A 20,769-nucleotide genomic window follows, 5' to 3' on the forward strand; every position below is an offset into this window, starting at 1 on the left:
AAGACGGTCCGATCACGTCATCGCGACAGATATCACCCGTTCGGGGGATGTTTATTTCAACGGTCAACAATCAATCCGTTGACGATTATTGCGGTGGCACGAATTTGTCTTCTTTTTGTCGCGTGTTCAGGACTTGCAAGAGGTCTGCGTCAGTCGCCGGATTTCCGCACCCTGTCTTTGGCGAGCTCCAGGAGGATCCGAGCTTGCCGGGTGAGTTCGGCATCCTTCCCGTGGAGCTTGGTGTGCCCCTTGACCAGCTCTTCGGATGCTCGGATCACGCCTTCGACGTCGCCGGATGCGCTCTGCCACCGAGCCAGGGAGCCGAGAAAATGGAGCGTGTGCTGGCTGTGTGCGCCGAACAGCTCGGTGCTCTTGTCGACCACGGCCTGGATGGAATCGACCGCGTTGTCGAGCTGACCTGATTCGCCCATCAGTTGACCGATGTCCACGCGAAGACGCAATGTGTCCAGGTGGTCGTTCCCGAAAACCTGCACGTATTCCGTGAGTAGTTCCTGCATCTCGGACAGGGCGAGCAGGGTCTTGCCTGTCTTGCCCAAATATTCGGCACGACGCGTTCGGGCCAGCAAGGTTCTCTCGTCCGCAGGTCCGAAGATCTGAAGGTGTCTTGTCAGTGACTCTTCGGCCTCCAGTAGTGCTCCCGGAGCGTCCCCCGACAAGTGTCGAACCAGTGCGAGTCCTTGGTGGATATCCGCGGTGTCGGGTGATTCCGCTCCCATGATTCGAACACCGTCCGACAGGATTTCCGTCAGTTTCTTCACTGATTCGGCGCTGGGGCCGGCCATTGCCTCCCACCTGGCCAGGCTGTTGCGCGCGGCCAGGGTTCGCGTGTCGTCGGGGGCGAACGCCTGGTGGCAGTGGTCCACCAAGCTCCTGAACTCCGTGATGGCGCCGTCGATGTCCCGGGAGTATCCGCGGCAACGGGCGAGCTGGAGGTGAACGTAAAGGGTGTTGTCGTCGAGGTGACCCAGCCGCTCGACGTAAGTGCGGTGAAGTGATTCGAGGTAATCGACCGCTTCACCCAGGAGGCTGCTCGCGCACAGGCTCTCTCCGACGCGTGCGAGCAGGGCGCTGGCGTTCCAGATCCAGCTGTCGCCGTTGAGTTGCAGTGCACGCGTGTTCGATCGGAACAGCTGCTGCCGGAATTGGTCGTGGGTGCAGTCGTCCCACGCCTGCAGGAGGGTGGCGCTCGCGGCCATGGTCGCGAACCGGAGCCTGCCCTTGCTCAGGGTTTCTCTGGTGGCTCGCTGGACAAGGGCGTGGATGCGGACGACCTGGCGATCCGGCGAGGTGGGCGCGGCGGAGGCGAAGCTGACGAGACTGAGCCGCTGAAGGCAGCCCAGTGCGTCGACAGCATCGTCCGGGCCGATCGTGCGGCCGGTTTCGCCGTTGAGAAAGCGCGTGACGCATTCATCCCGGAAAATATCGACCGGTATGCCGCTGGGGTCCAGCAGGCTCGCGAACACTAGAACCGGCTCCGCCAGCCCTGCCGGGGTCAGGCTGTTCGCCAGTTCGACGGACAGCGACCAGGTGGCGGCCGCGGCCGTGGTGTACCCGTCCGGAAGTGCTTCCGGTTCGGGCAGGAGTGACGTCAGACTGGTGGTTCTTTCGCGTAACCGTTCGAGGTATCCGCGGCAGGACAGTCTTCGGTCGACCATGTAGGCCGCGGCCTGGCTGAGGGCCAGCGGCAGGTTTCCCAGCGCTTCGGCCAGCTCTTCGGCGCCGTCGAGCAAGGCGGAACGATCACCGAAGTTCGAGGAAAGGTAGGCCACCGACTCGGCGGACGTGAACTCCTCGACCTTGACGAGTGCACGTCCGTGTCCGCGTAACGCTGCGTCTTGTCTCCGAGTGGTCGCGACGACGCGTCCGCTCGAGGTGACGGGAGGCCACAGGTCTTGGAGATCTGCCGGGGTGACGAGGTCGTCGAACACGATCAGCCACCGCTTGCCGGTGGTTGCCAGCCACTCGATGAAGCGCTCCGCATCAAGCCGGACGTCGGTTCGCTCCTCGCCGAGGAGGTCTTGGATGGTGCGCGCGTACATGGTCATGATGGCAGAACGAGACTGTGCGGGTATCCAGACCAGAAGATCGAGGTCGCCCGCTGCCCACAGGTTTTCGGCGTACTCCACGGCCAGTTGGGTCTTGCCGACGCCTCCGAGCCCCGAGAGGACGATCGTACGCGCCGCAGCGCCCCCGGGCGGCGACGAAACCTCGAGGGCCACCGTCGGACGGTCCTGGAACCAACCCGCCCGGGGAGGAACAAGCCCCACCCGGTGCGGCATGGATCGCCCACCCCGCGCCGCGGCGTGCACATGGACGCCCCCGCTGATCTTGCCTGCTTGCACGGCAACACCGTGGACGGCGCCCGTCACGGTGTTGGCGGTCCGGCGGGCGCGTCCCTGTTTTTGCTTCTTTTTCGGCTTCCTCGCCATCATTGTCCGCCACTATATGCGGACCTCTGCCGAAGAACCGCTGATTCGGGCGAGGCCGCGAGCCGTGCCGTCCCTGAGGACCATCGCCCCCGTGCCGACGGACTCGCGGGCGTCGTCCCACTTCCCGAGCCCCTCCGAGCAGTCAGCCCACCTTCTCGGTTTCGTCGCCGATCCGTTCTTTGCGCCGCACTTCCGCCGTGCTGGGGCGCCGTGGGGGAGGCGGTGGGTCTGCGGTGGTGCGATGTCGACCTGCGATGACCGGCGCCGGCTGCCGCACCGTCGCGGGCCAAGTCGAATGGGCGGGAAGCTCACCGGATTAGCGGGCTTATCTATGATGTCTTCCTTGCAGACATCCCCGAGTGCGCGACAGGACATACTGATGCATGTGTGGGCCTCGCCGCTTCGATGGTCCCAGGTGGCGGCTTGGGGAAGGTCGGCAGTCTTGACCCGAATACGCCTATTCGTATCGACATCTACGGTGGAGAGTAGTACTTAGGTGACAATTATTAGCTCGACTGATCCGGAATTCCGTGTGTGTCGAATTGATTTTGAAACATTGGTCGAAATTCAATTGGATGCGGAGCGGCGAGGTTTTTCTGCTCGTTGGAGTTCGGTTAGTGCTCTTCGTGACCAGGTTAAGGATGATGTCGTGTTTCTGCAGTCGCTGATGCGCGAGGAGAGGGACGGATCCGTGCGAGCCTATCGATGCTTGGCGATCTTCTCTGCCTTGAGCGGTGAGGATGCGGGCGGCGTCGCCACAGTAGACATCGCTCCGATGAGGTTCACGTCATTGGAGCGACTTGATCGAGATTCGGATGTTAGAAAGGCGCTTTATCGACTGTTCTCTATGGCATCTGGTGGCATTTCGACGGTGTCAAAGAGGTGATTGACGGCGCCTCAAAGCTAACCAATTTTCCCAATTTATTTCGGATCACTACGATGCCGGAGTCAAGACCAACTGGAAGCGCGCCCCCGTACAGCGTCGGCGCTCCCAGCGCGAAGAGCTGCTTGCCACACCAACACTCGGGCATGGGTTGTCCAAGCAACAATTCGCGGACTTTCATTCTCTTGGTTACGAAGGTTCCAGTGCATTCACATGGCAAGAAGCGACAGACTTTGCAAACAAAAGCCCCGCAGGGAAGTCGACGGTATGTGACATCCTGGGCGGATCCCACGACAAATGCGTATTGGGAGGAAACTCACGGGATTAACAGGTCTCATCTATGATCTTTTTCTTGCCGACATCCCCGAATGTGCCACCGGGCAGGCTGAAGCGTGCGCAGGTCTGGCTGTCTCCGTTATCCCGGGCGGCGGCATGGGAAAGCTGGGTAAGGCTGCCGAGGAAGCCGCGAAGGCGGGTGAAGTTGGCGCCAAGGCGGCTCGAATTGAGGGGCCGGCGCTTTATGGGACAATTGGGACTCAATTTGGCAAAAAATGGGGAAAGCACGCGAGGGAGTATGGTCTTGATCCGGGTGACCCTGCAGCACGTCAATGGTATGAAAATAGAATTAATGAGGTTCGTGGCGGTCCTGATGAGATTCGACAGGGCGCCTGGAATCCTAATCGAGGCGGCGGGGAAGGCTACTGGTTCTACAGAAAGGATAAAGACTTGCTATTAACGAAATCTGACGGCGAGTTCGTGTCTATGTTTCGCATGGGGCAGGGTGTCAACAAATTCTGGGAGGCGGCAGCCGGGGTGAGGTGAGGTTGCGGTAAGGTGGATCGACCGCGAGGTGCGACCCTATCTTTGAAGAATCGTTGAGGTGACAAAATTGGCGGACACGACTCCTGGTGACCTGAATCTGAACAACCTGGTAGGGCTCTCGGTGAATTCTATCTGTCAGTTGGTTGATCGAAGTGGTAGCCTGGCTGAAATGCAAATCAGTTTAGATAATGGGCCGACGGTCTCCTTTACAGTGTGGACTGATTGGTCTTTGCGTGTTCGCGTTGCAAAAGAAGGTGGAATTCCTGATTACCTTTGGCCGGCATCCGATTATCTGTCCGAGAAAGTTTTCCCTGAGGGTGTCGTGTGGCCAATGAATATTACGGGAATCGAGGAGTTGTTCGATGAGATGGGAGACTTGAGTGGTTTAAATATTGAACTAGGCGAGCGTATGATAGGACTTCGTTCGTACGGTGGAGAGCTTCTGGCGGAAGTCGTTTGAATCGTTGAGCGGCACCCAGTCGGTGGCGAACCACCCGGCAAGCGACCCGGGCAACGGCACGTTCACCCGCAGTACAGTCAAATCATGAAGCGGATCAACTCGGACGACCCGCGTCGGTGCGGGCTCGGACGAGTCGTTGAGTGCGTCGATGTTGACGGTGTCATGCTCGGCCCTGCGGCTGAGATCGCTCAGCACGTGCCACGCCGTCACCACGACACCCGGAGACACCTGAAGCATGTGCCGATCGGTGTGCCTTCGTCGGTGAGCACTCGTCCCAGGTAGGCAGGAATGCGCCGGTCCGCTGGCACCGGATTACTCCGCGCCCTGGGACTGGTAGGTCAGCTGGTCGCGTTGGATCGGGGGACGACTGCCTTGCTGCGCCGGCTCGCCCGGGAGGACCCGGCCGGTGATTGGGTGTTCTCCCATGACGGTGGCCGGTCGTGGAGCCCGAGCTACGTCTCCCGCACCTTCCGGGCCCTGGTCGACGAGGCCGGCTTGCCGCCGATCCGGTTCCACGACCTGCGACACGGTGCGGCGACCCTGTCGCTCGCAGCCGGGAACGAGCTGCGGGTGGTGCAGGCCCTGCTCGGGCATTCCAGCATCGTGCTCACCGCCGACACCTACACCAGCGTCCTGCCCTGCCTGGCGCAGCAGGCGGCGGACGCGACGGCGGCGCTCGTCCGGCGCGCCGGGTACCAGCGCGGGGCGAAGATTCACAAGGTGGTGGTGCCCCGGCAGCGCAGCGGGTCACCACGGGCGCGGATGGTGACACCAAGTCACTGAATCGGGGCGACACGGCGGCTGCGCCCGGGCTGCACACACGAGCAAAGCCCACCAACAGTAACCCCGAAATCCAGGGAATCTGTTGGTGGGCTTCGCTTTCCGACTGTGCGCCATCAGGGACTCGAACCCCGAACCCGCTGGTTAAGAGCCAGCTGCTCTGCCAATTGAGCTAATGGCGCCGGTGTCTGCCGGAGGCTTCCCTTGGCGACGTGGAAAAGATTAGCACCCCTCTCCGAGGCTCGTTTCAGGGGGGTCCCCCAAGCCGGTTCCGGCGTTGCCGCCCCGGTGTTGCGGCTGGTCGGGCACACTGTGGTCGGACATCGACGGCGAAACGGGCGGGTGGGCATGCGAGGTATGACGGTGCGGCTGCTGGTGGCCGCCGGGGTGATCGGCCTCACCGTGGGCGGGTGCAGCAGTAGCCCTTCGGGTGAACCGCCGCAGGCGCCGGCCTCGGTGAGCAGCAGTGCGCCGAAACCCGCGCCGAAGCCCGCCGTGCTCAGCCTCACGCCTGCCAAGGATGCGAAGGACGTCGCGCCCGGCGAACCGGTGAGTGTCACCGTCCAGGACGGGAAGGTCGGGGACGTCAAGCTCACCGGGGCCGATGGCAAGGTCGTCGGCGGCAGGACGCGGGCCGACGGCTCCGGGTGGGACTCCGCCGAGCCGCTCGGCTACAGCAAGACCTACCGGCTGACCGCGACCGCCACCGGCTCCGACGGCAAGCCGGTCACGTCGGAGTCGACGTTCAGCACCGTCAAGCCCGCCCGGCAGCTCGGCGTCTCGGTGAACCTCGTCGACGGCGAGACCGTCGGCGTCGGGATGCCGCTGATCTTCACCTTCACCGGCAACGTCACCGACAAGGCCGCGGCCGAAAAGGCGCTGAAGATCACCGCGGAGCCCGCCACCGAGGGCGCCTTCCGCTGGTCCGGCGACAAGCAGGTCACCTGGCGGCCGAAGGACTACTGGAAGACCGGCACCAAGATCAAGGTCGACGCCGCCGTCTACGGCAAGCCGCTCGGGGGCGGCAGCTACGGCCGGGAGGACAAGGGTGCCGGCGCCACCGTCGGAGACAAGCTCGTCGCCGTCGCCGACGGGCAGACCCACCAGATGACCGTGACGATCAACGACAAGGAGGTCAAGACCATGCCGACCTCCATGGGCAAGCCCGGGCACAACACGCCGCAGGGCACCTACACCGTCATGAGCGAGCACACCGGCTACACGATGAACTCCGCCACCTACGGCGTGCCCGCGGACGCGCCCGGCGGCTACAGCACCTTCGTGCAGTACGCGGTCCGCCTGTCCTGGAGCGGCATCTTCTTCCACTCGGCGCCGTGGTCGGTGCGGCAGCAGGGGCACAGCAACGTCAGCCACGGCTGCCTGAACCTGTCCACCGAGAACGCGAAGTGGCTGATGGACACGTCCAGGAAGGGTGACGTCATCACGGTGCAGAACAGCGGCGGCCCGAAGCTCGACCCGGCCGACGGCTGGAGCGTGTGGCAGCTGTCCTGGGACGAGTGGCGGACGGCGGCCAACTAGCCCGAGCCGCGGACCAGCTCCCGCGCCTCGGCCTCGGTCGACACTGCGGGGCCCGAACCCCACAGCGGCTTGTTCGCCGTCTCGCGGCTGAAGTACACCGCGACGGCGCCGATCGCGCCCGCCGCCATCAGGTACCAGGCCGGCCAGAAGTCGTGGCCGGTGGTGGAAATCAGCGACTGCATCACCAGCGGGGTGGTGCCGCCGAAGAGCGACACCGAGATGTTGAACGCGATGGACAGCGCGCCGTACCGGATCGCCGTGGGGAACAGTGCGGGCAGCGCCGCGGGCATGGACACCTCGAAGCAGAGGAGCAGCAGGCCGAGCCCCATCAGCCCGAGGAAGGTGACGACGAGGCCGCCGTCGTGCACGAGCAGCATCAGCGGCCAGGACAGCACGAGGAACCCGAGGCAGCCGGCCATCATCACGGGCTTGCGGCCGACGTGGTCGGTGATCCGCCCGCCGACCGTGATGATGAGCATCATCACGACCATGACGACGATGATCAGCAGCAGCCCGTGGGTGGCGTCGAGGTGCAGCTGCTCGGACAGGTACGTCGGCATGTACGACAGCAGCATGTAGTCGGTGACGTTGAACACGAGCACCAGTCCGACGCACACGAGCAGCGCGGGCCAGTACTCGGTGAACATCTTCCAGAACGGTTCCCCGGAGCGCCCCCGCTTCTCGGCCTCCTCGGCGTGCTTCCGGAACGCCGGCGTCTCCTCCAGCTTGAGCCGCATGTACAGCCCGATGATGCCGAGCGGCCCCGCGACCAGGAACGGGACGCGCCATCCCCAGTCGAGCAACGTCTCGTGCGGTATCCAGGCCTTCATCCCGGTGACGACGGACGCCCCCAGCACGTACCCGGACAGCGTTCCGAACTCGAGCCAGGACCCCATGAACCCCCGCCGCTTGTCGGGTGAGTACTCGGCGATGAAGGTGGTGGCGCCGCCGTACTCGCCTCCGGTGGAGAACCCCTGCACCATCCGCGCCAGCACCAGCAGGATGGGCGACCAGACGCCGATCGAGCTGTACGACGGGATCAGCCCGATGCACAGGGTCCCGACGGCCATCATGATCATGGTGACGGCGAGGACTTTCTGCCGTCCGATCCGATCCCCGAGCGGCCCGAAGACGAGCCCACCCAGCGGCCGCATCAGAAAGGCGGCGGTGAAGGCCCCGAAGGTCCCGATCAGCCGAACCCCGGGGGACACGCTGGCGGGGAAGAACACCTCGGCAATGGTGTCGGCGATGTAGGCGTACACGCCGAAGTCGAACCACTCCATGGCATTGCCGAGCGCGGCGGCTCCCACCGCGCGCTTGAGCAACGACTGGTCGACGACGGTGATGTCCTCGTACCGCAGCTTCTTCTTCCGGCCTCGCGTCTTCGGTGCTGAACGTGCCACCAGATCACCGTGCACCGGCATTCGGCCCCTCGCACGCTGAGCCATCCGGTCGTGAGCACTACCACGAACGGCGCAACGCAAAAACCCCAGCTCGGACCGAAGGTCCAAACTGGGGTGATGGGGTGAGCGACGGGTTTCGAACCCGCGACCTCCTGGACCACAACCAGGTGCTCTACCAGCTGAGCTACGCCCACCATCTACGAGAGAACCGCTTGCGATCACCTCGTTGGCTGTAATCGTAGCGGGTGCCCTCGTGGGGTTCGCAGGGGGTTACCTCTGGTGGTGTTCCTGCACTTCAGCGGCGGCGGCCTTGGCTTCTTCGCTGGTGGGGCCGGGCTGGGGGACGAAGGCGACGCGCCGGTAGTAGTCGAGTTCGCCGATGGATTCGCGGATGTCGGCGAGCGCGCGGTGGGCGAGGCCCTTCTCGGGCTTGGCGTAGTAGATGCGCGGGTACCAGCGGCGGACGAGTTCCTTGACGGAGGAGACGTCGACCATGCGGTAGTGCAGGTGGGCGTCGAGGGCGGGCATGTCGCGGGCGATGAAGCCGCGGTCGGTGGCGATGGAGTTGCCGGCGAGGGGGGCGGTGCCCGGTTCGGGGACGTGCTCGCGGAGGTAGTCGAGGACGCGGCGTTCGGCTTCTTCGAGGGTCACCGTGGAGCGGCGGACTTCTTCGGTGAGGCCGGAGTGGGCGTGCATCTCGCGGACGACTTCGGGCATCCCGGCGAGTTTTTCCTCGTCGGCGTGGATGACGATGTCGACTCCTTCGCCGAGCACGTTCAGTTCCGCGTCGGTGACGAGGGCGGCGATTTCGATCAACGCTTCCTTGCCGAGGTCGAGCCCCGTCATTTCGCAGTCGATCCAGACTAGGCGGTCGGTCACCTGGTGACCCTAACCCGACACGGGGATGTGAAGGGCGTTACCTGCGCGTACGGCGCGTTACGCTCCCGGTGTGGTCCAGGACACATGATCCGGGGAGCTGAGAGTGACCGAGCAGGCCTCGCCGGCGAGTGAGATCGCCGCCGGTTATGCGAGTGAGGGTGCCGCGCTGGAGCTGGGTGCGGTGGTGATCGACGGGCAGGTGGACGCGGCGGCGGCCGTGCGGCTGCCGTTGGCGACGCTGAACCGGCACGGGCTGGTCGCGGGGGCGACCGGGACGGGCAAGACGAAGACGTTGCAGCTGATCTCGGAGCAGCTGTCGGCGGCCGGGGTGCCGGTGGTGCTCGCCGACGTCAAGGGCGACCTGTCCGGGCTGGCCGCGGCGGGCGAGGCGAACGACAAGGTCACGAAGCGTGCGCAGGAGCTCGGTGACGACTGGGCCGGCACGGCGTTCCCGGTGCAGTTCCTGTCACTGGGCACCGGCGGCAAGGGGACGCCGATCCGGGCGACGATCACGAGCTTCGGGCCGGTGCTGCTGTCCAAGGTGCTGGGTCTGAACGAGACGCAGGAGTCGACGCTCGGGCTGATCTTCCACTGGGCCGACCAGCGGGGCCTGGCGCTGCTGGACACCAAGGACCTCCGGTCGGTGATCACGCACCTGACCGGCGACGAGGGCAAAGAGGACCTCAAGGGCATCGGCGGGGTCTCGGCGGCGACGGCCGGGGTGATCCTGCGCGCGCTGTCCAATCTGGAGGCGCAGGGCGGCGAGGACTTCTTCGGCGAGCCCGAGCTGGACGTGCACGACCTCATGCGCGCTCGCGACGGCAAGGGCGTCGTCACGCTGCTGGAGCTGGACAACCTCCAGTCGAAGCCGGCGTTGTTCTCGACGTTCCTGATGTGGCTGCTGGCGGAGCTGTTCGAGGAGCTGCCCGAGGAGGGCGATCTCGACAAGCCGAAGCTCGTCTTCTTCTTCGACGAGGCGCACCTGCTGTTCGCCGACGCGTCGAAGGCGTTCCTCGAGCGCATCGAGCAGACCGTGAAGCTGATCCGGTCGAAGGGCGTCGGCGTGTTCTTCTGCACGCAGCTGCCCACGGACGTCCCGAACGCGGTGCTCTCGCAGCTCGGCGCGCGGATCCAGCACGCGCTGCGGGCGTTCACCCCGGACGACCAGGCGGCGCTGGCCAAGACGGTGAAGACGTACCCGAAGACGAAGTTCTACGAACTCGACACGGCGTTGACGTCGCTGGGCATCGGCGAGGCCGTCGTCACGGTGCTGTCGGAGCGGGGTGCGCCGACGCCGGTGGCGTGGACGCGGCTGCGGGCACCGCGGTCGAAGATGGGCTCGATCGGCGAGGAGGCCGTCGCCGCTTCGGTTGCTTCGTCGGACCTGCACGCGAAGTACGCCGAGACGATCGACCGGGAGTCGGCCTACGAGAGGCTGGCTGCCAAGGTCGCCGCTCCCGCGCAAGAGCCCGCGCCCGCGCCCGAGGCTCCGGCGCCGCCGCCCGCGAAGGACGAGCCGGGGTTCCTCGAGTCCGCCATGAAGAACCCCGCCGTGAAGTCCTTCATGCGGTCCGCGGCGAGCGCGCTGGGCCGGGAGATCACGCGTGGGCTGTTCGGCAACCGGCGTCGCTGACAAAACCTGACGCAAGCTGTCAGGTATGGCTGGCAGGCTGGCGCCACCTTCGAAAGGAAACCAGCCATGACCAGCACTGCCACCGCGTCGTTCACCGTCGACCAGTGGGAACCGCAGGCGACCGACGAGGCCGCGGGCACCGAGTTCGCCCGGGTGGCGATCGCCAAGACGTTCACCGGCGCGGTGGAGGGGACCAGCACGGTCGAGCTGCTCTCGGCGTCCAACGCGACTTCGCGGGCGTACGTCGCCTTCGAACGTCTCGAGGTCTCGGTCGACGGCCGCAAGGGCGGCTTCGTCCTGCACCACTCGGCCGACGACTCCGGCCTGACGCTGAAGATCCTCACCGGCTCGGGCTTCGGCGAGCTGACCGGGATCGCCGGGACGGCGAGCATCGAAATCGACGAGGAGAAGAACCACCTCTTCACCCTCACTTACACACTCTGAGCAGCACGAAGGCCGTTTCGAGAGCCCCCGATTGACTCTCGAAACGGCCTTCGCGGTGTTCTCCCGCTCCCCGAAGCGGGGGGACGGGCCGCCCCGACCACGGCCCGTCCGCGTCCTAGTTGTTCACGATCTGGTCGACGATCTTCTTGGCGTCGTTGATCGGGATGGCGAAGCCGATCCCGACGCTGCCCGCCGCGCCGTTGGCCGAGGCCGAAGGGCTGTACAGCGCCGAGTTGATGCCGATCACGTTGCCCTGGGCGTCGACCAGCGCGCCACCGGAGTTGCCCTGGTTGATCGCGGCGTCGGTCTGGATCGCGGTGTAGCTCGGCGAGTCCTCGCTCTGGTTCGACGTGCGGCTGAACGGCGAGCGCTGCTGCTGCTCGCCCTGCCCGATGTCGGACAGGTTCCGGTTCAGCGCGCTGACGATGCCGGTGGTGACGGTGTTCTGCAGGCCGCCCGGCGAGCCGATCGCGACCACCGACTGGCCGACGACGAGCTTGCTCGAGTCACCGAGCGAGGCGGCGGTCAGGCCGCTCGCGTTCTGTGCCTGGACCACGGCGATGTCCGCCTTGGTGTCCGCGCCGACCACGCTGGCCTGGTACTTCTTGCCGTCGGACGTGGTGATCACGACGTTCTGGGCGCCGTTGACGACGTGCGCGTTGGTCAGGATCCGGCCGTCCGAGGTGAGGATGACGCCGGAGCCGATCGCCTCCCCCTGGTCGGTCGTGACGTTGATCTGGACGACGCTCGGCGTCACCTTCGCCGCGACGGCGCTGACGTCGCCGGAGGTCGGGTTCGAGACCGTCTGCCCGTTCGCCGCCGGCGTGCTGACCGAGGTCGTCGCGCCATCCGCCGAGGTCGTCGTGAGCCCGACGATCGCCGCGCCGCCGACGCCGCCGACCAGCGCGGCACCGAGCGCGGTCGCGCTGACGATCATCGCGACCCGGCCGCCCTTGCGCGGCTTGGCCTTCGGCGCGGCAGGCGCCTGCGCGCCTGCCGGCTGCGGGGTGAAGAGCGGGTTCGGCGCCGCCTGCTGCTGGTAGGCGTACTGCGCGTACGGCCCGTACTGCTGGGTGCTCTGGTGCGGCTGGTGCCCACCGGGTGAGGCGGGGCCGGGCCGACTCTCGTTCTCGGTCATGGGACAAGGTTCGCGCCCGTGGTTGTGAACAGCCTGTGGAAATACCTCAGGCTTTGCTGAGAAGAATCAGCTGAGAAAACTCAGGAAATCCTCAGTGTCAGTCGAAGAAGGACGGGACGTCGAGGGCACCTCCCGCCGCTTCGAACTCGTCGTGCACCGCCTTCCTCAGCTCCGCGTCGCCGAGGTAGTCGGCGGCGGTCAGCGCCAGGCCCAACGCGCCGTCGCGGACGCCCGCGTCGCCCGTCTCCGAGCCGGCCGCGGCCGCGAACTCCTTGGTGTGCAACGCAACCGTCGGCCCCGACACCGCGAGCATCGGGTGCAGCGCGGGCATCCGGTACGACAGGTTGCCGAGGTCGGTGGAGCCGGTGAGCGACTCCGGCACGATGCCCGGCGGGAGCGGCTTGCGGCCGGTGATCACCTGGTTGGCCGACCAGCGTCCGGCGAGCGTGGTGTTGAACCGGATCGGCAGGTAGGCGGCCTGCGCGTCCCAGGTCAGCTCGACACCGCAGCCGGTCATCGCCGCGGCGCCTTCGGCGATCGACGTCATCCGGGCGGCGAGGTCGCGCAGCGTCTCCGGGGTCTGGGACCGGAGGTAGAACAGCAGTGCGGCGCGGGCCGGGATGACGTTGGGCCGGGCGCCGCCGTCGGTGAACACGCCGTGGACGCGGTCGCTCTGCGGGAGCTGCTGGCGTAGCGCCGAGACGCCTTGGTACGCGGCGACGGCGGCGTCGAGCGCGTTGCGGCCCATGAACGGCTGAGCGCTCGCGTGTGCGCCGACGCCGTGGAAGACCATCTCCAGCTGACGCCGCCCGAGGAACGGGTGCAGCGCGATGTCGTGGCTGAACGGGTGCAGCATGATCACCGCGTCGACGTCGTCGAACACGCCGGCGCGGGCGAGGATTTCCTTGCCGCCCCCGCCTTCCTCGGCAGGTGTGCCGATCAGGCTGACCCGGCCGCCGAGCCGCCCGGCGACGGTGGCGGCGCCGAGGAAGCCGCCCGCGGCGGTGGTGCAGATGACGTTGTGGCCGCAGGCGTGACCGAGCCCGGGCAGCGCGTCGTACTCGGCGAGGACGGCGATGTGCGGGCCCTCTTGCCGCGGTGTGCTGACGCGCAGCGCGGTGTCGAGCCCGCCGACGCCGACCGTGGCTTCGTGGCCGTGGCGGTGCAGCAGATCGGCCAGTGCGCGGACCGACCGGTGCTCGGCGAAGCCCTCCTCGGGGTGGGCGTGCAGATCTCGGCTCAACGCCACCAGATCGGGTGAGCTGCGTTCGACCGCGGCGGTCACTTCGGCGCGCGTCGCCTCGTCCGCGCCGGTGTGCGGCGAGGACAGCGGTTCGGCGGCCGCGACGGCGTCGGCGGTGGCCTCGACCAGGGCGCGCAGGTAGCTGTCGTCGGGCGGGACGGGTTCGGCGTGGGTCATGGGGCGATGCTAACCGGCACCCCCGACAATCCGCGGCGCTCAGCCGAGCCGGCCTGCGACGATCTGCGTGACACCGGCATACCGTTCGGTGATCTCCGTGAAGCCGCGGGCCCGCAGGCTCGCCGCGATTTCGCCGCGGTCGAACATCTTCTGCCCGCTCACGATCCCGCCGGCCGACTCGATCAGCCGCGCGGGTTGCCAGCCGCGGCGTGCGCTCGTCAGCAGCACGATCCGGCCGCCTGGTTTCAGCACGCGCGCGAAGGAGTCCAGCGCGGTCTCGGGCTCGGCGAACATGTGCAGCGCGGCGAAGCAGCAGATGCCGTCCACTGTGGACGGCTTCAGCGGCAGGTGGACGGCGTCGGCGCGCAGGTAGGCGACGGTGTCCGGGCCGCCCTCGGCGACGGCCTTGGCGAGCATGGTGCGGGCGCCGTCGAGCCCGATCGCGAGCCCGTCCGGGCCGACGGCCGCGCCGAACGCGCGGGTGAACCGGCCGGTGCCGCAGGCGACGTCGAGCACCGTGTGGCCCGGTTCGAGCCGGAGGAGGTGCGCGGCGAGCCGGACTTCGCCCGTCATGCTCGGCCCGAACGGGCCCTTGAGCGCACGGCCGAGGGCGGGGCGCCAGTAGTGCTCGTAGACCCGGGGGAGCAGGGTCGTGCGCATCAGGCGCTGCGTGAGCCCGGTCGGCGGCCCGGCCTGGTCCGCGTTGCCGAGCAGGTCGAGATAGCCGTCTTCGGCTTCGGCCGGCGTCCCGAGCAGGGATGCGAGGCGGGCGGATGCGCTGGTCGGCACGGGTGCTCCTCGGTTTCGGATACCGGCAGTATGCCAACCTCGGGGCCACTCGATCGAGTGAACAAAGTCGTGCTCAGGCGTTCGACGCCCGAAATTGTCGGTCCCCCTTCCTAACGTCGCAGGCAAGGTTCCGATCCGATCCGAGGAGGACAGATGACGACGATCTCCCGCCCCTGTGGCGAGATCGCGGTGCACGGCGAGTTCGACCTGGCCGCCGCGGCCCGCTTCCTGACCGGCTTCGCCCCCGCGGGGCAGCCGGACTCCGAGCCGGGCGCGCTGCGGGTGGCGTTCGCGCTCGACGGCGAATGGACGCCGGTGGGAGCGGTGCTGCGGCAGAGATCGCCGGGCGAGCTCACGGTGGAGGTCCACGGCCCGCCCGAGCACACCGCCGCCGTGGTGGCGCAGGTGCGGCGGATGTGTTCCCTGGACATCGACGGCACGGCGTTCCCGGCGGCCGGCGCCCGTGATCCGGTGGTTTCGCTGTTGCAGACGCTGCACCCGGGCCTGCGCCCGGTCTTGTTCGCCTCGCCGTACGAGGCGGCGTGCTGGGCCGTGCTGAGCCACCGGATCTGGATGACGCAGGCGGTCCGGCTGCGCCGCCGGTTGACCGAGCGCCACGGCACCGAGGTCGACGTGGGCGGGAGCAGGCTGAGGACGTTCCCGGCGCCGGCCGCGCTGGCGAAGGTGGAGTACCAGCCGGGGCTGCCGGGCCCGAAGCTGCCGCGCCTGCGCGCCATTGCCGAGGCGGCGGCCGAGGGCATGCTCGACGCGGCGGCGTTGCGGGCGATGCCGGCCGAGGAAGCGCTGAAGCAGCTGCAGTTGCTGCCGGGCGTCGGCCGGTTCAGCGCGGAGCTGATCCTGATCCGCGGCGCCGGTCACCCGGACGTCTTCCCGCGCAGCGAGACCCGCCTCCACGAGATCATGCGCGACGCGTACCACCTCCCGGAGGCGGGCGTCGCGGAGCTGGCGGAGATCGCGGAAGCCTGGGCACCGTTCCGGAGCTGGGTGTCGTTCCTGTTCCGGGTGGAGGGCGAGGCGCGGATGCGGGAGTCGCGATGACCTGACCGGCCCGCGTTCCGAAGCCATCGCCTGCCGGCCGAATGCCCGGCCGCCCCGGCCCGTCCACGGAAAGGAGACCGCCACGAGCCAATACCGGAAGCCGCGAAGCTGCGAGCGGTGGGGACTCACCGTAGCCAGATATCGCCTGTGGTGAGGTGTCCGGGTGAGCTCGCCCGTTCTCCTCGCACCAGGCGGCCAGGCCGGTGACGCCCTGTCGGCATTCCGCGCGGCCGCCGCCACCGGCTCTTCGCCGGCCGGTTCGCTGCTCGAACAGGCCCAGGCCCCCGCGGTGATCACCCTGGTCGCCGGCGGTGTGGCGCTGCTGGTGGTGCTGGTCGGCGGGACGCCGTGGCGCCGGGCGCGGAACGTCGTGACGATGGTGCACGAGGCCGGTCACGCGCTGGCCGCGGTGCTGGTCGGGCGCCGTCTGCAGGGCATCAAGCTGCACTCGGACACCTCGGGTGTCACCGTCTCGCGCGGCAAGCCCGAGGGGCCGGGCATGGCGTTCACGGCGATGGCCGGGTACCTGGCGCCGTCGGTGCTGGGGCTGCTGTTCGCCGGGCTGCTGGGCGCCGACCTGGTCGGCACGGTGCTGGTCCTGATCGCCCTGCTGCTGCTCGGCGTGCTGGTGATGGTGCGCAACGCCTACGGGGTGTTCACGGTCGTCGCCAGTGCGGCGGTGCTGGCGCTGATCGCGTTCGTCGCACCGGTCGAGCTGCAGGCTCCGTTCAGCTACCTGGTGACGTGGTTCCTGCTGTTCGGAGGCATCCGGCCGGTGGCCGAGCTCCAGATCAAGCGGCGCAGGGGCCAGGCCCGCGACTCCGACGCCGACCAGCTGGGCCGACTGACGGCGGTCCCGCCGGTGCTGTGGGTCCTGGTCTTCGCGGTGGCGACGGTCAGCTGCCTGATCGCCGGCGCGCTGTGGCTCTTGGAGCCGGTCGCCAAGTAACCCGGCGGCCGCCTCGGGGAGCCTGGCGCAGTCCGCTGTCTTCCCAGGCGCGCCTTGACGGCCGGAGCCCGCGCGCCTCGCGTGACGCCTCTGCCGGACCCGACCGACGCACGCGGAAGCACCAAGAGGCCGCTCGGCGCGGGCGCGCGGCGCCCCGCACCTCGGTGACCGGCGGTGGAGCCACTGGCCGGTCCCGCCGGTGCATGCGGCAAACTGGTGGTCCGCGTGGAGGGAGACGAACGATGGACGAGGTCGCCAAGGCCGTCGAAGAGTGCGCACGGGCGGCGAAGCTGGCCGCGCCGTCGCTGGCTGCCGCGAGCGCCCAGGCCATCGATTCCGCGCTGACCGGGATGGCCGAGCGGCTGCTCGCGCACCGTGAGGAGATCCTCGAGGCGAACCAAGCCGACGTCGAGCGTGCCAAGGCCGACGGGATGAGCGCCGGCCTGCTCGACCGGCTCACCATCACCCCGGAGCGGCTCACCGGCATGGCCGAACAGCTGCGGCTGCTCGCCGGCGCGCCGCACCAGGAGCGCTCCGTCGACGTGTCCACCCTGGACGGCGGCCTGCGGCTGGTCGAACGGCGGCGGCCGGTCGGGGTCATCGGCGCGAACTACGAGGCGCGGCCGAACGTCACCGTCGACGTGGCCTCCCAGCTGGTCAAGTCGCGCAACGCCGGCGTGCTGCGCACCGGCTCGGCCGCGCTCGGGTCGGCCCAGCGGCTGCGGGAGGTCGTCATCGCGCCCGCGCTCGCGGAAGCGGGCATCGACGCCGACTGCGTCCAGCTCGTGCCGCGCGTGGAGCGCGAGGCGGCGTCCGCGCTCGTGCGGCTGCCCGGCCTCGTGCCGCTGGTGATCCTGCGCGGCAGCGGGGACAGCACCCGCGCCCTCGCCACCGAAGCGGCCGTCCACGGTGTGCGCACCCTCGCCCACGCCGATGGCGGCGGTGTCCTCTACGTCGACCGCGGGGCGGACGTCACCAAGGCACGCGACCTCGTCCACGCGAGCCTCGACCGGCTGGGCGTCTGCAACCGGCTGAACCTGCTGCTCATCCACGAGGACATCCACGACGACGCCTGGCCTGCGATCTCGGACGCGCTCGCCGAGCGCGGGGTCACGCCGTCGCTGGCCCCGCACGAGCACGCCATCGGCTACGAGTGGGCGCTGGACTCCGAGCGGGAAGCGACCGTCACCGTCGCCAAGGTCGGCTCGCTTTCCGACGCCGTCGAGATCGCCAACGAGCGCACCTCCGGCCTGGCGGCCGGCATCACCACCGAGGACGAGTCGGCCGCCGACGCCTTCTTCGACGGCTACACCGGCACGGGCGTCTTCTGGAACGCCCCGACCCGCCTCCTCGACGGCTTCAAGCTGCTCGCCGTCCCGGAAACCGGCATCAACCTCGACAAGGTCCCCGGCCCGCGCGGGCCGGTGACCTACACCGATCTCTACGTCCGCCAGTACGCGGTCCTGCCGGCCTGAGCCGGTCAGCGTGACGGCGGGACGCCGGCGAGCTTGCGCAGTTCCTTCACCGTGTCCGCGGCGTTGGTGACCAGCTCGGTCCGCTCGTCGGCGTCGCCGGAATACCGGTAGATCGCCGTCGGTCCGTCGCTGATCGCGATGGCCGCGACCAGGCGGCCTTCGGGGTCGCGGGTGAGCCCGGTCGTCACCGACACCTCCCGGCCGACGGTGTCGACCGTGGTGAGCGTCCGTTCCTTGTACCAGCCTCGCGTGGTCATGTTCCGCAGCTCCGGGGGATGGGCACGACAGGGGGATACGTCGTAGGACGCGGGGAGCGCCCCGGGCGTTACGGCATACTGGGCCGGGTGATCTCCCGGCCGCACGTCCTGCTGTCCGCCGCGCAGTCGCTCGACGGCTACCTCGACGACACCTCGCCCGAGCGGCTCGTACTGTCCACAGAGGACGATTTCGCGGTCGTCGACCGGTTGCGGGCCGAGGCCGACGCCGTCTTCGTCGGGGCCGGCACGGTGCGGGCCGACAACCCGCGGCTGCTCGTCCGCTCGCTCGAGCTGCGGCGGCAACGGCTGGAGCGGGGAAAGCCCGAACAACCCGCCAAGGTCACCGTGACCACCCGCGGCCTCGACCCGGGCGCGCAGTTCTTCACCGTCGGGGACACCGAAAAGATCGTCTACGCCCCGCCCGGCGCGGCGGACGCGCTCAAGTCCGTCGCCACCGTCGTCGACGCGGGGGACCCGCCGGACTTCGGCCGGATCCTCGACGACCTCGGCGCGCGCGGCATCGGGCGCCTGCTGGTGGAGGGCGGGGGCGGGATCCACACGCGCTTCCTGACCGAAGGCCTCGCCGACGAACTGCGGCTCGCGATCGCGCCGTTCTTCGTCGGGCAGCCGGGCGCGCCGCGGTTCGTCGGACCCGGGCTTTACCCGCGGCCGCTCGTGCTGACCGCCGCCACCGAACTGCAGGGGATGGCGATCCTCGAGTACCGCGCCGCCGCCGAACCGACCGGCCGGGACGTCCGGCGGCTCAAGGAAGCCATCGCGCTCGCCGCCGAGTGCCCGCCCAGCCACACCTTCCGGGTCGGCGCGGTCATCACCGACGCCGACGGCGAGGTCGTCGCCACCGGGCACTCCGGCGAGGGCGAACCGAACAACCACGCCGAAGAAGCCGCGCTGGCCAAGTGCGCCGGCGACCCGCGCCTGACCGGCGCGACCGTGTACAGCTCACTGGAACCGTGCAGCCACCGGAGTTCGCACCCGCGCAGCTGCACCCAGCTCATCCTCGACGCCGGCATCCCGCGCGTGGTGTTCGCTTGGCGGGAGCCGGCGGTGTTCGTCGACGCCCAGGGCACCGAGCTGTTGCGGCAGGCCGGGCGGCACGTCGTCGAGGTGCCCGCGCTGACCCCGGAAGTCCAGCGCGAGAACACCCACCTCGACTTCTGAGCTAGCAGGCGCCGTTGTCCACCCAGACGCCCCACTCGCCGGTGGTCCCGGGCTCTTCGCCCTGCGTCCACCACTTGGCCGTCCACTGGTGGCTGTTGTGCGAGACGACGTTGTCCTTGACGTAGACCTTCGTCCGGTCCCACTCCGCCGCGGTGCACGAGCCGCCGCCCGGCGTGGTCGGGGTCGTCGTCACCGGCGGTGTCGTCTGCGGCGGCGTCGCGCCGGCGAAGCGGACGCTGAACTTCGTGAAGTCCCAGTCGTTCTGCGGGACGTTGCTGCAGACGCCGTTGTCCGTGGTGCCGACGCAGGCGCGGTCCCGGTTCACCGACCAGAACGTGAAGCGGCCGAGACCGTGGCCGGTCGCGTAGTCGTACACCGTCTGGAAGTCCGAGGTGTAGAACATCTCGGCCGCGTCCGACTTGCCGTTCATGCCGGAGAAGCCCTCGTGGGCGTACGCCGTCGCGCTGTCCCAGCCGAGGTGGGACATCAGCAGGCCGTGGAACGCCTCCAGGGCCGACACCTGCGACGAACCGCCGTTGAAGCCGCCGTCGAACGGCATGATCGAGAAGTTGTTCGGCGTGAAGCCGATCGACTTGGCCTGGTCGATCAGCTGGGTGCCGAACCAGCCGGTGCCGGCCGCGGTGCCCGGCATGGTCACCGACACGAACAGGCCCGGGTTGTTGGCCTGCAACGTCTTCGCGGCCCCGAGCTCGTTCGCGATCGCGGCGGTGTTTTCGTACTCGGGCTCTTCGAGGTCGAAGTCGATCGCCTTGAGCGAGTACTTCGTGACTACCTGCTGGTACGCGGCCGCCGTCGCGGCCACCGTGCCGCAGGTCTGGCCGAGCTTCGTGCCGCCGTACCCGCCGACGGACACCGAGACGTCGCCGCCGGCGCCGCGGATCCGTGAGATCACGCCCGCGACCGCGGTGTCGGAGGAGACGGCGGAAGTGCCGTCCCAGGTCGGGCTGCACCCGCCGCCGTTCGGCGCGAGGATGAACGCGAGCTGGAACGCCTTGAGCCCGGTCGCGTTCATCACGGTGACCGGGTCCGGCGGGTTGTTGCTCTGGGGCATCAGGTACGGCGCCGCGGCGTACCAGTTGTTGCTCAGCGCCGCGGTCGCCGACGGGGCGCCGAGCACGAGGCTGACGGCGGTGGCGGCGAAAGTGGCGGCGGCGAGCCCGGCGGCGGCCAGTCTGCTCCTGCGCATGAG

At 68.3% G+C, this 20,769-nt stretch carries 18 protein-coding genes and 2 tRNA genes; 10 read left to right on the forward strand and 10 right to left on the reverse strand.

Annotated elements, in window-relative coordinates; translation table 11 throughout:
- Positions 1–149: 149 nt before the first annotated feature.
- The gene (locus tag ACWED2_RS22140) at positions 150–2,453 is read right to left on the reverse strand and encodes an NB-ARC domain-containing protein (protein ID WP_449692367.1); all 2,304 of its coding nucleotides are present in this window, start codon (positions 2,451–2,453) and stop codon (positions 150–152) included.
- A gap of 1,177 nt (positions 2,454–3,630) precedes the next feature.
- Here ACWED2_RS22140 and ACWED2_RS22145 point away from each other — a divergent pair.
- The 3 genes from ACWED2_RS22145 to ACWED2_RS22155 all read left to right on the forward strand — a co-directional run bounded on the left by ACWED2_RS22145 (position 3,631) and on the right by ACWED2_RS22155 (position 5,398).
- On the forward strand, positions 3,631–4,155 hold the full coding sequence (locus tag ACWED2_RS22145) for a hypothetical protein (protein ID WP_449692368.1): 525 nt from the start codon (positions 3,631–3,633) through the stop codon (positions 4,153–4,155).
- 58 nt (positions 4,156–4,213) lie between these two features.
- Complete coding sequence (locus tag ACWED2_RS22150) at positions 4,214–4,615, forward strand: hypothetical protein (RefSeq protein WP_449692369.1); 402 nt, start codon at positions 4,214–4,216, stop codon at positions 4,613–4,615.
- Between the two features lie 372 nt (positions 4,616–4,987).
- The gene (locus ACWED2_RS22155) at positions 4,988–5,398 is read left to right on the forward strand and encodes a tyrosine-type recombinase/integrase (protein WP_449692370.1); all 411 of its coding nucleotides are present in this window, start codon (positions 4,988–4,990) and stop codon (positions 5,396–5,398) included.
- 106 nt (positions 5,399–5,504) lie between these two features.
- Here the strand turns inward: ACWED2_RS22155 and ACWED2_RS22160 are convergent.
- Positions 5,505–5,577, reverse strand: a tRNA-Lys gene (locus tag ACWED2_RS22160).
- Positions 5,578–5,752: 175 nt separating this feature from the next.
- Between ACWED2_RS22160 and ACWED2_RS22165 the strand changes: the two genes are divergently transcribed.
- Positions 5,753–6,934, forward strand: a complete 1,182-nt coding sequence (locus tag ACWED2_RS22165; RefSeq protein ID WP_449692371.1) for a L,D-transpeptidase — start codon at positions 5,753–5,755, stop codon at positions 6,932–6,934.
- Here the strand turns inward: ACWED2_RS22165 and proP are convergent.
- The 3 genes from proP to orn form a co-directional block, all read right to left on the reverse strand.
- Positions 6,931–8,337, reverse strand: a complete 1,407-nt coding sequence (gene proP, locus ACWED2_RS22170; protein ID WP_449692372.1) for a glycine betaine/L-proline transporter ProP — start codon at positions 8,335–8,337, stop codon at positions 6,931–6,933. The genes ACWED2_RS22165 and proP overlap by 4 nt on opposite strands.
- A gap of 118 nt (positions 8,338–8,455) precedes the next feature.
- Positions 8,456–8,531, reverse strand: a tRNA-His gene (locus tag ACWED2_RS22175).
- A 76-nt stretch (positions 8,532–8,607) separates the two neighbouring features.
- The gene (gene orn, locus ACWED2_RS22180) at positions 8,608–9,216 is read right to left on the reverse strand and encodes an oligoribonuclease (RefSeq protein WP_449692373.1); all 609 of its coding nucleotides are present in this window, start codon (positions 9,214–9,216) and stop codon (positions 8,608–8,610) included.
- A 103-nt stretch (positions 9,217–9,319) separates the two neighbouring features.
- On the opposite strand from orn, the gene ACWED2_RS22185 reads away from it, so the two are divergent.
- Both ACWED2_RS22185 and ACWED2_RS22190 read left to right on the forward strand, forming a co-directional pair.
- On the forward strand, positions 9,320–10,849 hold the full coding sequence (locus ACWED2_RS22185; protein WP_449692374.1) for a helicase HerA-like domain-containing protein: 1,530 nt from the start codon (positions 9,320–9,322) through the stop codon (positions 10,847–10,849).
- Between the two features lie 66 nt (positions 10,850–10,915).
- Positions 10,916–11,293, forward strand: coding sequence for a DUF3224 domain-containing protein (locus tag ACWED2_RS22190; protein WP_449692375.1), 378 nt, complete (start codon positions 10,916–10,918; stop codon positions 11,291–11,293).
- Positions 11,294–11,408: 115 nt separating this feature from the next.
- On the opposite strand, the gene ACWED2_RS22195 is transcribed toward ACWED2_RS22190, so the two are convergent.
- The 3 genes from ACWED2_RS22195 to ACWED2_RS22205 all read right to left on the reverse strand — a co-directional run bounded on the left by ACWED2_RS22195 (position 11,409) and on the right by ACWED2_RS22205 (position 14,640).
- A complete protein-coding gene (locus ACWED2_RS22195) occupies positions 11,409–12,431 on the reverse strand; it encodes a S1C family serine protease (RefSeq protein ID WP_449692376.1) in 1,023 nt (340 codons plus the stop codon).
- Between the two features lie 97 nt (positions 12,432–12,528).
- Positions 12,529–13,851: a M20 family metallopeptidase gene (locus ACWED2_RS22200; RefSeq protein WP_449692377.1), complete on the reverse strand. Its 1,323-nt coding sequence runs from the start codon at positions 13,849–13,851 to the stop codon at positions 12,529–12,531.
- Between the two features lie 39 nt (positions 13,852–13,890).
- Complete coding sequence (locus ACWED2_RS22205) at positions 13,891–14,640, reverse strand: class I SAM-dependent methyltransferase (RefSeq protein WP_449692378.1); 750 nt, start codon at positions 14,638–14,640, stop codon at positions 13,891–13,893.
- Positions 14,641–14,793: 153 nt separating this feature from the next.
- Between ACWED2_RS22205 and ACWED2_RS22210 the strand changes: the two genes are divergently transcribed.
- The 3 genes from ACWED2_RS22210 (at position 14,794) to ACWED2_RS22220 (ending at position 18,123) form a co-directional block, all read left to right on the forward strand.
- Positions 14,794–15,699, forward strand: a complete 906-nt coding sequence (locus ACWED2_RS22210; protein WP_449692379.1) for a DNA-3-methyladenine glycosylase 2 — start codon at positions 14,794–14,796, stop codon at positions 15,697–15,699.
- A gap of 163 nt (positions 15,700–15,862) precedes the next feature.
- Positions 15,863–16,648 carry a M50 family metallopeptidase gene (locus ACWED2_RS22215; protein ID WP_449692380.1) on the forward strand — a complete coding sequence of 262 codons (786 nt, stop codon included), beginning with the start codon at positions 15,863–15,865 and terminating at the stop codon, positions 16,646–16,648.
- Positions 16,649–16,890: 242 nt separating this feature from the next.
- Complete coding sequence (locus tag ACWED2_RS22220) at positions 16,891–18,123, forward strand: aldehyde dehydrogenase family protein (protein ID WP_449692381.1); 1,233 nt, start codon at positions 16,891–16,893, stop codon at positions 18,121–18,123.
- Between the two features lie 5 nt (positions 18,124–18,128).
- On the opposite strand, the gene ACWED2_RS22225 is transcribed toward ACWED2_RS22220, so the two are convergent.
- Positions 18,129–18,380, reverse strand: a complete 252-nt coding sequence (locus ACWED2_RS22225; protein WP_449692382.1) for a hypothetical protein — start codon at positions 18,378–18,380, stop codon at positions 18,129–18,131.
- Between the two features lie 87 nt (positions 18,381–18,467).
- On the opposite strand from ACWED2_RS22225, the gene ACWED2_RS22230 reads away from it, so the two are divergent.
- Entirely contained in the window at positions 18,468–19,559 is a 1,092-nt protein-coding gene (locus ACWED2_RS22230; RefSeq protein WP_449692383.1) for a dihydrofolate reductase family protein, read from the forward strand.
- 1 nt (position 19,560) lies between these two features.
- On the opposite strand, the gene ACWED2_RS22235 is transcribed toward ACWED2_RS22230, so the two are convergent.
- Positions 19,561–20,766, reverse strand: coding sequence for a chitinase (locus ACWED2_RS22235; protein WP_449692384.1), 1,206 nt, complete (start codon positions 20,764–20,766; stop codon positions 19,561–19,563).
- Between the last annotated feature and the right edge of the window lie 3 nt (positions 20,767–20,769).

The organism is Amycolatopsis sp. NPDC005003 (assembly GCF_053600695.1).

Bases quoted from the DNA above. Each gene is read 5' to 3' on its own strand.
- ACWED2_RS22140 (WP_449692367.1), bottom strand. From the start codon at position 2,453: ATGATGGCGAGGAAGCCGAAAAAGAAGCAAAAACAGGGACGCGCCCGC.
- ACWED2_RS22145 (WP_449692368.1), top strand. From the start codon at position 3,631: ATGCGTATTGGGAGGAAACTCACGGGATTAACAGGTCTCATCTATGAT.
- ACWED2_RS22165 (WP_449692371.1), top strand. From the start codon at position 5,753: ATGACGGTGCGGCTGCTGGTGGCCGCCGGGGTGATCGGCCTCACCGTG.
- ACWED2_RS22190 (WP_449692375.1), top strand. From the start codon at position 10,916: ATGACCAGCACTGCCACCGCGTCGTTCACCGTCGACCAGTGGGAACCG.
- ACWED2_RS22195 (WP_449692376.1), bottom strand. From the start codon at position 12,431: ATGACCGAGAACGAGAGTCGGCCCGGCCCCGCCTCACCCGGTGGGCAC.
- ACWED2_RS22200 (WP_449692377.1), bottom strand. From the start codon at position 13,851: ATGACCCACGCCGAACCCGTCCCGCCCGACGACAGCTACCTGCGCGCC.
- ACWED2_RS22210 (WP_449692379.1), top strand. From the start codon at position 14,794: ATGACGACGATCTCCCGCCCCTGTGGCGAGATCGCGGTGCACGGCGAG.
- ACWED2_RS22220 (WP_449692381.1), top strand. From the start codon at position 16,891: ATGGACGAGGTCGCCAAGGCCGTCGAAGAGTGCGCACGGGCGGCGAAG.
- ACWED2_RS22225 (WP_449692382.1), bottom strand. From the start codon at position 18,380: ATGACCACGCGAGGCTGGTACAAGGAACGGACGCTCACCACGGTCGAC.
- ACWED2_RS22235 (WP_449692384.1), bottom strand. From the start codon at position 20,766: ATGCGCAGGAGCAGACTGGCCGCCGCCGGGCTCGCCGCCGCCACTTTC.